The 12,187-nt window shown below is 71.5% G+C and carries 13 protein-coding genes; 6 read left to right on the top strand and 7 right to left on the bottom strand.

Annotated features, from left to right (window positions below):
- Positions 1 to 45: 45 nt before the first annotated feature.
- A complete protein-coding gene (locus HF576_RS14150; RefSeq protein WP_168913439.1) occupies positions 46 to 414 on the bottom strand; it encodes a sterol carrier family protein in 369 nt (122 codons plus the stop codon).
- A 169-nt stretch (positions 415 to 583) separates the two neighbouring features.
- Between HF576_RS14150 and purD the strand changes: the two genes are divergently transcribed.
- Positions 584 to 1,855, top strand: coding sequence for a phosphoribosylamine--glycine ligase (gene purD / locus HF576_RS14145; protein WP_168913438.1), 1,272 nt, complete (start codon positions 584 to 586; stop codon positions 1,853 to 1,855).
- A 19-nt stretch (positions 1,856 to 1,874) separates the two neighbouring features.
- Here purD and HF576_RS14140 read toward each other — a convergent pair whose 3' ends face one another.
- Positions 1,875 to 2,972, bottom strand: coding sequence for a fatty acid desaturase family protein (locus HF576_RS14140; RefSeq protein WP_168913437.1), 1,098 nt, complete (start codon positions 2,970 to 2,972; stop codon positions 1,875 to 1,877).
- 141 nt (positions 2,973 to 3,113) lie between these two features.
- Entirely contained in the window at positions 3,114 to 3,272 is a 159-nt protein-coding gene (locus tag HF576_RS14135; protein ID WP_168913436.1) for a hypothetical protein, read from the bottom strand.
- 167 nt (positions 3,273 to 3,439) lie between these two features.
- On the opposite strand from HF576_RS14135, the gene HF576_RS14130 reads away from it, so the two are divergent.
- Genes HF576_RS14130 through HF576_RS14115 form a run of 4 tightly spaced genes read left to right on the top strand, consistent with a single transcriptional unit; the run spans position 3,440 to position 6,919 of the window.
- Positions 3,440 to 4,138 carry a DUF2306 domain-containing protein gene (locus tag HF576_RS14130; protein ID WP_240948912.1) on the top strand — a complete coding sequence of 233 codons (699 nt, stop codon included), beginning with the start codon at positions 3,440 to 3,442 and terminating at the stop codon, positions 4,136 to 4,138.
- A 4-nt stretch (positions 4,139 to 4,142) separates the two neighbouring features.
- Complete coding sequence (locus HF576_RS14125) at positions 4,143 to 5,273, top strand: sensor histidine kinase (RefSeq protein WP_168913435.1); 1,131 nt, start codon at positions 4,143 to 4,145, stop codon at positions 5,271 to 5,273.
- The gene (locus tag HF576_RS14120) at positions 5,270 to 5,923 is read left to right on the top strand and encodes a response regulator (protein ID WP_168913434.1); all 654 of its coding nucleotides are present in this window, start codon (positions 5,270 to 5,272) and stop codon (positions 5,921 to 5,923) included. Before HF576_RS14125 ends, HF576_RS14120 begins: the two co-directional genes overlap by 4 nt.
- A gap of 21 nt (positions 5,924 to 5,944) precedes the next feature.
- The gene (locus HF576_RS14115; protein WP_168913433.1) at positions 5,945 to 6,919 is read left to right on the top strand and encodes a phosphoribosylaminoimidazolesuccinocarboxamide synthase; all 975 of its coding nucleotides are present in this window, start codon (positions 5,945 to 5,947) and stop codon (positions 6,917 to 6,919) included.
- A gap of 28 nt (positions 6,920 to 6,947) precedes the next feature.
- Here the strand turns inward: HF576_RS14115 and HF576_RS14110 are convergent, their stop codons facing one another.
- From HF576_RS14110 to HF576_RS14095, 4 genes are all read right to left on the bottom strand, one after another.
- Positions 6,948 to 7,697: a cytochrome c biogenesis CcdA family protein gene (locus tag HF576_RS14110; protein WP_168913432.1), complete on the bottom strand. Its 750-nt coding sequence runs from the start codon at positions 7,695 to 7,697 to the stop codon at positions 6,948 to 6,950.
- On the bottom strand, positions 7,697 to 8,236 hold the full coding sequence (locus HF576_RS14105) for a thioredoxin family protein (RefSeq protein ID WP_168913431.1): 540 nt from the start codon (positions 8,234 to 8,236) through the stop codon (positions 7,697 to 7,699). The genes HF576_RS14110 and HF576_RS14105 overlap by 1 nt, the downstream gene beginning before the upstream one ends.
- Positions 8,237 to 8,304: 68 nt before the next feature.
- Entirely contained in the window at positions 8,305 to 9,882 is a 1,578-nt protein-coding gene (locus tag HF576_RS14100) for a hypothetical protein (protein ID WP_168913430.1), read from the bottom strand.
- Entirely contained in the window at positions 9,864 to 10,655 is a 792-nt protein-coding gene (locus HF576_RS14095; protein ID WP_168913429.1) for an ATP-binding cassette domain-containing protein, read from the bottom strand. The genes HF576_RS14100 and HF576_RS14095 overlap by 19 nt, the downstream gene beginning before the upstream one ends.
- Before the next feature lie 193 nt (positions 10,656 to 10,848).
- On the opposite strand from HF576_RS14095, the gene HF576_RS14090 reads away from it, so the two are divergent.
- Positions 10,849 to 12,168: a uracil-xanthine permease family protein gene (locus HF576_RS14090; protein WP_168913428.1), complete on the top strand. Its 1,320-nt coding sequence runs from the start codon at positions 10,849 to 10,851 to the stop codon at positions 12,166 to 12,168.
- Positions 12,169 to 12,187: the final 19 nt, after the last annotated feature.

The following is a 12,187-nucleotide window of genomic DNA, read 5'->3' as shown; positions in this document are numbered from 1 at the left end:
CATTGTCCCACTCCGGCGCCGCATGCGGCGAGTGGAACTGCGCGGTCAGGGACGCAGCGGGAGCAGGTCCGAGATGTCGGCCCGCGTGCCGGAGGCGTGGATGCGGCCCGCGGCCGCGGCATCCGTCCACTGTTCCTGACCCGTCGCGAGCGCGATCCACGTCGCCGGGTCGGTCTCGACGACGTTCGGCGGCGTGCCGCGGGTGTGCCGCGGCCCCTCGACGACCTGCACCGCACCGAACGGCGGCACGCGCACCTCGACCGAGTTGCCCGGTGCCTTCTCGGCCAGCAGCTGCAGCAGGTACCGCACCGCGGTCGCGTGGTCGGCGCGAGGTGGGGCGACGGATGCCTCGACCGCCGCCCGCACCGCGCTCAGCGCCGAGCGGCCGTCGTCGGTCGAGATCTTGCGGGGCACCCCTCCACGCTACGCCCGCGCCCTCTCTCTCCGCCCCCACGCGCCCCCGTCCGCCGCTCCTCACCCATCGTTCGTTCGTCACCTGTGTACGCGAATCGGCCGATTCGCGTACACAGGTGACGAACGAACAGGGGGGAAGGGGGGGAAGGGGGCTGGGTAGGCTGGCCGGGTGAAGATCCTGGTCCTCGGCTCGGGCGCGCGCGAGCACGCCATCATCCTCGCCCTGCGTGCGGAGGAGGCGGAGCACGAGATCTTCGCCGCCCCCGGCAACGCCGGAATCGCCCAGCACGCGCAGCTCGTCGCGCTCGACGCGAACGACCCGGCCGCGGTCACGAGCTTCGCGAACGAGAACCACATCGACCTCGTCGTCATCGGGCCCGAGGCCCCGCTGGTGGCCGGCGTCGCCGATGCCGTGCGCGAGCGCGGCATCCCCGTGTTCGGTCCGGGCAAGGCGGCGGCGCAGCTCGAGGGCTCGAAGGCCTTCGCGAAGCGGATCATGGATGCCGCGGGCGTGCCCACGGGCCGCGCGGTCCGCGCCGCGAGCCGGGCCGAGGTCGAGGCCGCGTTCGACGAGCTGGGCGCCCCGCACGTGGTCAAGGCCGACGGGCTCGCCGCAGGCAAGGGCGTCATCGTCACCGACGACCGGGCCGCCGCGCTCGCCCACGCCGAGGCCTATCTGCCGCTCGGGCCGGTGCTCGTGGAAGAGTTCCTCGCCGGGCCCGAGGTGTCGCTGTTCTTCCTGAGCGACGGCGACCACGTCGTGCCGCTCAGCCCCGCGCAGGACTACAAGCGGCTGCTCGACGGCGACGAAGGGCCCAACACCGGCGGCATGGGCGCATACTCGCCGCTGCCGTGGCTGTCGGAGCGCTTCGGCGGCGAGGCGGAGTTCGTCGATCTCGTCACCCGCGAGATCGCTGAGCCGGTGATCCGTCAGCTGGATGCCGAGGGCACCCCGTTCATCGGGCTCCTGTACGCCGGGCTCATCCTCACCGACGCCGGCGTCAAGGTGATCGAGTTCAACGCGCGCTTCGGCGACCCCGAGACGCAGGTCGTGCTGCCGCGGCTGATCGACCCGCTGTCGGAGCTGCTGCTGGCCGCGGCATCCGGTCACCTCGAAGACCGGCCGCAGCCGGCGTTCGCCGAAGCCGTCGCGGTGACGGTGGTGCTGGCGAGCGAGGGATATCCGGCGGCGCCGGTCACCGGCCGCCCCCTCACCGGCCTGCACGCGGCCGAGGCTGTCGAAGGCGTGCACCTCGCGCACGCCGCGACCGCCGAGACCGACGGCGGTCTGGTGGCGACGGGAGGGCGCGTGCTCAACGTCGTCGGGCTCGGGACGACCTTCACCGAGGCGCGGGACCGGGTCTACCGCGCGGTCGCCGAGATCGGCCTGGAGGGCGGACAGCACCGCACCGACATCGCGGACCGCGTCATCGAAGGCTGACGAGCCCCGGCGCGAGCGGTCACACCGCCGCGCGCTGCTGCAGCAGTGGGCACTCGAACGGGTCTCGCTCACCGAGCCCGACGCGGTTGATGTACCGCGTGACGATCGCGTACGACTCCCACAGTCCCGTCTCGGTGTAGCGCACGCCGTGGTCGAGGCAGTACTGCCGGATCGTGCGCGACGCCTCGCGCAGGTGCGGCCGCGGCATCGACGGGAACAGGTGATGCTCGATCTGGTAGTTCAGCCCGCCCATCGCGACATCGAGCACCCTGCTGCCGCGGATGTTGCGGCTCATCAGCACCTGCCGGCGGAGGAAGTCGAGCTTCAGGTTCGCGGGCACGAGCGGCATGCCCTTGTGGTTGGGCGCGAACGACAGCCCCATGTACACACCGAAGACGCCCAGCTGCACGGCCAGGAACACCGCGGCGATGCCGGGCGAGAGCACCACGAAGACGAGCGCCAGGTAGGCGCCGATCCGCAGTAGCAGGAACCCGGCCTCGACCCACCGACGGCGGAGGGGCTCGGGCGAGAACACCCGCCGAACCCCTGACGCGTGCAGCGAGAGCCCCTCGAGCAGCAGGATCGGGAAGAAGAACAGCCCCTGGTGGGCCATGAGCCAGTTCACCGCGGCGCCGTGACGGCGCGAACGCCGCTCCACCTGTTCGGGCGTGAACGCGATGACCGGCAGCTCGATGTCGGGATCGGTGCCGATCTTGTTGGGGTTGGCGTGGTGACGGGTGTGCTTGTGCTGCCACCACCCGTAGCTCATGCCCACCAGGAGGTTGCCGAGGACGAGCGACGTCCAGTCGTTCCACTTTCCCGACACGAAGATCTGGCGATGCGCGGCGTCATGGCCCAGCATCGCGATCTGGGTGAACACGACGGCCAGTGCCGCGGCGGTGAACAGCTGCCACCACGTGTCGCCGATCAGGATGAAGACGGCGATCGCGGCTGCCAGCACGAGCACCGAGCCGATGAGCTTGGCCCAGTAGTAGCCGTAACGTCGGCGCATGAGGCCGCTCGACGTCACGATGCGCGAGAGTTCGGTGAAATCGTTGCCGGCGCGGTGGCGACCCGGCGAGAGGTCTCTTACCTCGCGGGCCTGTTGCTCGTTCATGCTCCAGTCCCGTCCCGCGGCTCGCTATGGTGCAGGCCGCGGATGCCGGGTCCAGGGCATCGTTGTCGTCAGGCTACGCCCGTCTTCGGCCGAGAAGTCGTCGATGCGGCGACTTCACAGCCGAAGACCGGACGGCGTTCGTCACGTCTGACGACGAATGAATCGCATCAGCCACGCGATGACGGCGATCACCAGGATGATGATGCCGATCCACAGCAGGAACTGCACCGCCTCGACGAACACGCCGAACAGCAGCAGCACGATTCCGATGATGAGCAGGGTCACTGCGAGTGCTGTCATACGCCCATGGTGGCGGTGGCCCCGCCGACGCGCCATCGGGTTGACAAAGCGCGTACGCCGCGTCATGCGGTCGCAGGGCGACGGGGCGCCGGATCGGCCGAATGGCCGATCCGGTTCGGGCCCCGCGGTCGATGCGGCGAGGCATCCGTCCCCGCGAGCATGGCGTCATGACAGCTGCCGTCCTCCCTCGTCCGGTTCCTCGACGCCCCGAGTGGCTCGCCCCTGCAGGGCTCATCGCGCTCAGCCTCGTACCGATCGTGGCCGGAGCCTTCCGGGTCACATCGCTCGCGGTGGGCGAGGACGTCACCGCGGCGAACGCCCGCTTCTTCGACTCACCCGCTCCGGTGGTCGTGCATATCGTCGGCTCGACGGTGTTCCTCGTGCTGGGTGCGCTCCAGTTCGCACCCTCGCTGCGGCGGCGGCGCTGGCATCGGATCGCCGGGCGGGTGGCGGCGCCCGCGGGGCTCCTCTCGGCGCTGTCCGCGCTGTGGATGACGCTCTTCTACACGATGCCCGCCGTGAACGGTCCCGGCCTCTACGTCATGCGGCTCGTGTTCGGCACGGCGATGGCCGCCGGGATCGTCGTCGCGGTCGTCGCGATCCGGCGCGGCGATGTGCGCACGCACAGCGCGTGGATGACCCGCGCGTACGCGATCGGGCTGGGTGCCGGCACCCAGGTCTTCACGTTCCTGCCCTGGACTCTCGCGCTCGGCGAGCCGGGCCAGACCATGCACTCCGTCCTCATGGGTGCGGGCTGGGTGATCAACCTCCTGATCGCCGAGATCGTCATCGCCCGTCGTACGCGACGCGGGGGCTCACCCGCCGGCCGCCCCCGCCGGATCGCCGGTGCGGCGCGCCTATCATGAAGCCATGACGAGCCCGGTCCGCGCGCTCTGGGGCGCGCCGGCGGCCTCCCCCGCACCGCCGCGACGGGTCTGGCGGGACTGGGCGCTGGTCGGTCTGCTGGCGTGTCTGGCCTTGTTCGAGGCATCCGTGCGGCCCGAGGTCCCGTCGCGGTGGCTGTGGGCGGCGGTGCTGGCGGCACTCGCGCCCACCCTCCTGTGGCGACGCACCCGCCCCCTGACGATGCTCGCGATCGCGTTCGTCGTCGGCACGGGCGTCGGTCTCGCCACGGGCGGGGAGCCGCAGCTCTACACGACCGCGTACTTCCTCATCCTGCTCTACGCCGTCTTCCGCTGGGCGACGGGACGAGCGATCCTGCTGGGCGGGGCCCTCGTGGCCGCGGGCGTGACGCTGTCGTTCCTCACCGGCGACGCCACGCTCGCCGACACCATCGGCGGGATCGCCGTCGCCGTCGCGACGGGTGCGGTCGCCCTCGCGACCCGGGCTCGTGCCCGTACGCGTGCCCGCGAGCTCGACGGCGTCCGGATGCGCGAACGCGCAGAGCTCGCCCGCGACCTTCACGACACCGTCGCGCATCACGTGTCGGCGATCGCCATCCAGGCGCAGGCGGGCACCGCGGTCGCGTCCACCGATCCCGATGCCGCCGCCCGCGTGCTGCGCGACATCGAGCGCGAGGCGTCGCGCACGCTGCATGAGATGCGCTCGATCGTGGGACTGCTGCGTGGGACGGATGCCGCAGACCTCGCGCCCACGCCGGGTCTGGCCGAGCTGCGCGACCTGGCCCGCCCCGACGTCGGGGGGCCGGAAGTCGCCGTCGAGATCGCGGGCGCGGCGGACGCCGTCCCGCCCGCGATCGCCGCCGCCGTGTTCCGGCTCGCCCGGGAGGCGGTGAGCAACGCGCGGCAGCACGCGCGCAACGCCACCCGCATCGACCTGCGCGTGACGATCGACGACGCCGGCGTGCGCCTGGACGTGCACGACGACGGTGCGGCTGCGGCATCCGCTCTTCCCGGCCACGGCCTCGCCGGCATGCGGGAACGCGCCGCCCTGCTCGGCGGCACCTGCTCGGCCGGCCCCGCACCCGGCGGCGGGTGGGACGTCATCGCGACGCTTCCCCGGCGAGGATGGGCCGCATGAGCGTGCGCGTGCTGATCGCCGACGATCAAGAACTCGTGCGCACCGGGCTTCGCATGATCCTCGGGGCGCAGCCGGGCATCGACGTGGTCGGTGAGGCGGCCGACGGCGCCGCGGCCGTCGCGCTCGCTCGCAGGATCCGCCCCGATGTGTGCCTGATCGACATCCGGATGCCGGTGATGGACGGCGTGCAGGCCACGCGAGAGCTCACCGCGGACGGAGGCGACGACGCGCCCGCCGTCGTGGTCGTCACGACGTTCGATCTCGACGAGTACGTCTACGCCGCGCTGCGCGCCGGCGCCCGCGGGTTTCTGCTCAAGAACGCCGGTCCGGTGCTCTTGACCGAGGCGGTGCGCGCGGCCGCTCGCGGCGAGGCCCTCATCGACCCGAACATCACGGTGCGACTGATCGAGGCGTTCGCGGGTTCCCGGCCGGACGCTCTCAGGCAGCCGACCAGTCCGCTGACCGATCGCGAGGAGGATGTGCTCGCCGCGGTCGCGCGGGGCCTGGGCAACGACGAGATCGGCCGCGCCCTGCACATCTCGCTCAGCACCGTCAAGACGCATCTGTCGAGCATCACGGCCAAGCTCGGCACACGGAACCGCGTCGAGCTCGCGATCTGGGCGACCGAGCGGGCACGCGCCCGCCGGTAGCGGTTGCACACTCCGGGGATAATGGTGCGGGTGACGGACGCGACCCCCTCTGCCCTCGACCTGCCCGGCTGGCGGCACGTGTACTCCGGCAAGGTGCGGGACCTGTACGTCCCCGCCGACACCGCCGAGGGCGCCCAGCCCGCGCGCATGCTGGTCGTCGCGAGCGATCGCGTGAGCGCCTTCGACCACGTGCTCGACCCCGGGATCCCGGGCAAGGGCGTGCTGCTGACCACGCTCAGCCTGTGGTGGTTCGACCGACTCGCGGGCGCGGACGGCGGGCGCAGCATCCCGAACCATCTCGCGGCCTCGCACACGCTGACCCGCGGCGCGGACGGCGAGGCGAACACCGCCGACGACGTGCAGAGACTGATTCCGGATGCCGTCACCGGGCGCGCGATGGTGGTGAAGAGCCTCGACATGCAGCCGATCGAGTGCGTCGTGCGCGGGTATCTCACGGGATCGGGATGGGCCGAGTACCAGGCCGACGGCACGGTCTGCGGCATCCCGCTGCCCGCCGGCCTGTCCAACGGCGACCGGCTTCCCGAGCCGATCTACACCCCCGCGTTCAAGGCACCGATGGGCGAGCACGACGAGAACATCTCGTTCGAGCGCACGGTGGAACTGGTCGGCGCAGACCGCGCCGAAGAGCTCCGTGACCTCTCGCTCGAGATCTACGCGCGCGCGGCACGCACCGCGGAGGGCCGCGGCGTGATCCTCGCCGACACCAAGTTCGAGTTCGGCGTCGACGAGAACGGCGTCATGACGCTGGCCGACGAGGTGCTCACGAGCGATTCGTCACGGTATTGGGATGCCGCGGCATGGGAGTCGGGCACGACGCCCGAGGAGCGCATGGCGAGCTTCGACAAGCAGATCGTGCGGGACTGGCTCGCCGCCAACTGGGACAAGCAGGGCGAGCCGCCGGCGCTGCCGCAGGACGTGGTCGAGCGCACCGCCGCCCGCTACCGCGAGCTGCTGGACCTGCTGACCTCCGCGTGAGGCCCGGCAGGAGCATCCGTGGTCCCTATCACCGCAGGAGCATGCGCTCGAGCTGCTCGATCGGGCCGTACCAGCCCTGCTCGAGCACCCATGCCTGCAGCAGCCGATCCCAGCCGAGGGCCACGCCGAGGCCGACGAGGATGAGCAGACCGCCGATCACCCGGCGGAACACGCCGTGCGGGTCGGAGAGCCAGCCCAGGCGACGCACGAGCGCCGTGCCCGCCAGCGCGATCCCCAGGAGCGCCAGTGCGAGGCCGATGGCGTAGGCCGAGACATAGAGCACGCCCACCCCAAAACTGGCCGGAAGGACCGTCGCCACGATCAACGCGTAGGTGGGACTGCAGCTGCTGAAAGCTGGGCCGAGGGCCGCCCCCACCGCGATGTCGCCGGCGAGTCCGCCCCGGCGATATCCGCGATCGAGCAGGCGTCCGCCGCCGGCCTGCCATCCGGCGGCGACGGTGACCCGCTCCCATAGACCCGGGAACAGCATGGCGACGCCGAGCACGGCGACGATCGTGCCCGAAGTGACCTGCCAGACCCACGCGGGTACGCCCAGCAGCGCCGTGGTCGCCTTGAGCAGCAGCGTGAACACCACCACCGAGACGGCGAGGGATGCCGCGATCACGAGCGGCCGGAACCACTGACGCTCCGCCAGGCGAACCGTCGGGCCGGCGCGCACGGCCGTTCCGCCGACGATCACCGGAAGGAGGGGAAGGACGCACGGAGCCAGCACGGTGAGCACTCCGGCGGCGAACGAGACGAGTGTCAGGGCGAGCATCAGCCGGTGAGCCCGAGGCCGTCCAGGCCCGACTCCAGCGTCGGCTCGTCGTACGCGACGAAGACCGCCGCCGCGTCTCCGGCGTCGTCGAGCGCGACGAGGGTGGTCTGGATCGTCACCCCGTACCGCTGGCGAAGGTCCTGGCGCGAGTCGTAATCCACCTTGAGCACCGTGACGCCGCCAGGCACCCCCGACGCGAGGATGTCGGCCTCGAGCGCGCGGCACTGCGGGCACCACGGGGCGTGGAAGAACAGCACGCGCGTGCCCTCGGCCGCGGCGAGCTCCGCGTCGCCGTACTCGACGTACGCCCCCGGAGAGGTCGCTGCGCCGCTGTTCTCCGGCTCGTCGTCCGCCGCCGCGCCGGGCTCCGGAGTTGATTCACCGCTCGGCGTCGACCGGGCTTCGGGCGGTGTGGACTGCGGCGTCGCGGCCGGGATCACCGGCGCCTCACCGCCGCCGAGCGACAGGGCGACCGCTGCGGCCACTCCCGCGGCCACCACCCCGCCGACGACGATCCCGACCACCGTGGCGCGCTTCATGTCCCCATCCTGCGCCCATGCCCCACGCAACGGGAGCGGAAACGATGACGCTTCGGTGACGAAGTCGGTCAGGCGTTCTTCATCGCCTTCAGGCGCGCGAGCAGCACAGGACCGGTGCGGTCGAGCATCCTGCCGCCGATCATGATGCCCACCGCGAGTACCACCGAGCCGAGCACGATGCCGCCCGCGAACGCGATCCAGCTCATCGCGGCGTTCTCGGTGAAGAAGCCGATCACCCCGACGATGACAGCCGGCGCCGACAGCAGCAGCGCCGCCAGCCAGATGCCGAGGAACGCGAGCCCCTGCAGGAACGTCGAGCCGGGCACCCGCTTGAACGGATTATCCCCAGACGCCGCGACCGGCACGACGAGCTGCGCCGAGGTCAGGGCGCACACGCCGTAGCAGACGAACAGGATGGCGATCGACATGCCGAGGATGCCGGGGAACTGCTCCCACCGGCCCGAGAAGGCGAAGGGCAGGACCGCGGCAACCAGCACCAGGGGCAGTGCCACGGCCGCCGCGGCGAACGTGCGGCCGACCCGGTCGGCGCGGCCGGAGGCTCCGGTGATCAGCTCGGTGCCGAACGCCGTGCCGTCGTACGAGATGTCCGCGTAGACGACGATCCCGATGACGAACGCGATGATCGGCGCCGAGAACGCGAGCGCGGCGAACGGATCGCCGTCGCGCGCGTAGAACCACAGCAGCAGCGGCACCAGAGGCGCCCCCACGAGCTGCCGCAGATATCGCGGATCGCGCGTCCAGTACGTCAGAGCGCGCGCGAAGATCGCGCCGGCTGTCCCGGTGGGCACGCGGCCGAACCAGCCGATCGAGCCCGCCCTCACGACGGCGGCCGACGCCCGCCGCGGATTCACCAGCGAGCGCGCAAGCGACTGCCGCCACAGCACCCACAGCACGGCGAGCGTCGCGAGTGCGATCAGCAGCTTCGCGCCCGCGGCGAGCAGATCGCCGGCGGCGGCATCGGCCGGCACCGCCCATGCGGCCCCGAGCGGCGTCCAGCCGAGCACCGGCAGCAGGGCCAGCAGGGCTTCGGCGTTGACGGCGAAGCCGGTCGCGACAGCGGCGATGATCGGTCCCGCGAGGATGAGCGGGATGAAGATCAGGATGCCGGACACCTCGCGGAAACGCCTGCCGCTGCCGAGCCCCGAGGCGGCCGTCGCCACCGTCCGAGACGCCACGACCGCCGTCACGACGGCGAGGGGCGCGCTCACGATCCACGCGACGGTCGCCGCGGGCCAGTGCACCCACGTCGCGATGGTCGCGAGGGTCGCCGCCGACGTGACGATGCCGGGGATGCCGCACACGCCGGCGAGCGTCAGCGCGACCATCATGCGCGCCCGCGACATCGGGAAGACCACGAGACGGTCGGGATCCAGCGTCGTGTCGACGCCGAACGCGACGAGGGGGACGAGCGCCCAGCCCAGCGTCACCAGCGAGCCCGCCCCCACGATGACGTCCGACGCGAGCTGAAGGTCGCCGAATCCGAGGAGGACGAGTCCCACGACGATCCCGGCGAGAAGGCCCAGACCGTAGAGCGCGCCGAACAAGAAGCCCACCAGCTGCCACGGGCTGCGCATCAGCTGGTTGCCGAGGACGCGGAACCGCAGCCTCAGGAGCGTCGCAACCATTCCGGCCCTTCCGTGTGGCGGCGGCCGCCGACGAGCTCGACGAAGCGGTCCTGAAGCGACTGCCCGGCGCGCACCTCGTCGACGGTGCCGGCGACCAGCAGTCGCCCGGCCGCGACGATCGCGACGTGATCGCACATGCGCTGCACGAGGTCCATGGAGTGGCTCGAGACGATGACCGTGCCGCCGCTGGCGACGTAGCCGGTGAGGATGTCCTGGATGTTCGCCGCCGACACCGGATCGACCGACTCGAAGGGCTCGTCGAGCACGAGCAGGCGCGGGGCATGCACCAGCGCGCACGCCAGCGCGATCTTCTTGGTCATACCGGCCGAGTAGTCCACGACCATCGTGCCCGCGGCATCCGTCATGTCCATCAGCGCGAGCAGATCGGCGGTGCGCTGCGCGATCTCGTCGTGGCTCAGTCCGAAGAGCAGCCCGTTGTACGTCACCAGCTGCTCGCCGGTGAGCCGGTCGAACAGCTTCACGCCGTCGGCGAGGTTGCCGAGCATGCCCTTGGCGGTGACGGGATCGCGCCACACGTCGACGCCGTGCACGAGGGCCTGGCCGGCATCCGGGGCGAGCAGTCCGGTCGCCATCGACAGGGTCGTCGTCTTCCCGGCGCCGTTCGGCCCGACGAGGCCGTAGAACGACCCGGTCGGCACCCGCAGGGTGAGATCGGCGACCGCGACCTTCTGCCCGAAGCTCTTGCGGAGGCCGCGCAGTTCGAGCGCGGCCGTGCCGGTGGCCGGACCGGCCCCGGCTGTTTCCGGACCCACCGCCGCAGACGGCGCGGGGGGCGCGGGGTTCACTGGTTCGGTCACGTCTCTCCGTCGCGTCGGTGTCTGCCGGCTCCGCGCACTCGGGCCGCCATCTCACCCTGTCGGATGCCGCTTGCCCGGGGCAACCCGAGACCCCGCCGGCGGGCCGCTATCGTGATCTCGCATCATCCCCTGAGCGCAAGGAGCGCGCATGCCTGTGTGGACCCTTCACGGCAACGGCCGGACCGTCGAACCCGGCGAGGTGGTGGCCCCGGGCGAGCGCCTGAACTGGCCCGCCACGATCGCGATCGGCGCGCAGCACGTCATCGCGATGTTCGGAGCCACCTTCCTCGTCCCGGTGATCACGGGCTTCCCGGTGCCCACGACCCTGCTGTTCTCGGGCATCGGCACGCTGCTCTTCCTGATCATCACGCGCAACAAGCTCCCCAGCTACCTCGGCTCGTCGTTCGCGTTCATCGCCCCCGTAACCGCGGCGACCGCGTCGCAGGGCATGGGCTCGGCACTGGCCGGCATCGCCGCGGTGGGCGTCCTCCTCGCCGCCGTCGGCTTCATCGTTCAGTTCGCGGGCCTGGGCTGGATCGACAAGCTCATGCCGCCGGTCGTCGCCGGGGCCATCGTCGCCCTCATCGGCTTCAACCTGGCGCCGGTCGCCTGGAGCAACTTCCAGCAGCAGCCGCTCACCGCCACCATCACGCTCGTCGCCGTGATCCTCTTCAGCGTGCTGTTCCGGGGGTTCCTGGGGCGCATCTCGATCTTCCTCGGCGTGATCGTGGGCTACATCGCCGCACTGCTGTTCGGCGAGGTCGACTTCACCGCCGTGGGCGAGGCCGCGTGGGTGGGCTTCCCCGAGTTCCACATCGCGGACTTCGCCTCACCGGGCACATGGAGCGTCATCGCGATGTTCCTGCCCGTCGTGCTCGTGCTGATCGCCGAGAACGTGGGCCACGTGCGGGGTGTGGCGACGATGACGGATGCCTCAGTCAACCAGCACACCGGCCGCGCCCTCATCGCCGACGGCGCGGCGACCACCCTTGCCGGCTTCTTCGGCGGATCGGGCACGACCACGTACGGAGAGAACATCGGAGTGATGGCCGCGACCCGCGTGTACTCCACGGCGGCGTACTGGGTCGCCGGCGTCGTCGCGATCCTCCTCGCGATGTCGCCCAAGGTCGGCGCCATCTTCAACTCGATCCCCGCCGGCGTGCTCGGCGGCGTCACCACGGCGCTGTACGGGCTCATCGGCATCATCGGCATCAAGATCTGGGTCGACAACCGCGTGGACTTCTCGCGGCCCGTCAACCAGTACACCGGCGCGGTCGCGCTCGTCATCGCGATCGCCGGCTTCACGATGCAGTGGGGTGACTTCCAGCTCGGCGCGATCGTCATCGGCGCCGCTGCCGCGCTGCTGATCTACCACCTCGGCAACGCCGTGGCCCGCTGGCGCAAGACCGGCGCCGACGACGGCGGGCCGATCCCGGCCGTCGGCCCCCTCGGTGGCGACCCGCAGTAGGGAATGACGCCGGATGCCG

The sequence above is a fragment of the Microbacterium salsuginis genome, from assembly GCF_012524205.1.
Lineage (GTDB): Bacteria > Actinomycetota > Actinomycetes > Actinomycetales > Microbacteriaceae > Microbacterium > Microbacterium salsuginis.
The sequence above is the reverse complement of the archived record's forward strand: the minus strand, read 5'-3'. Positions and strand labels throughout refer to the sequence as shown.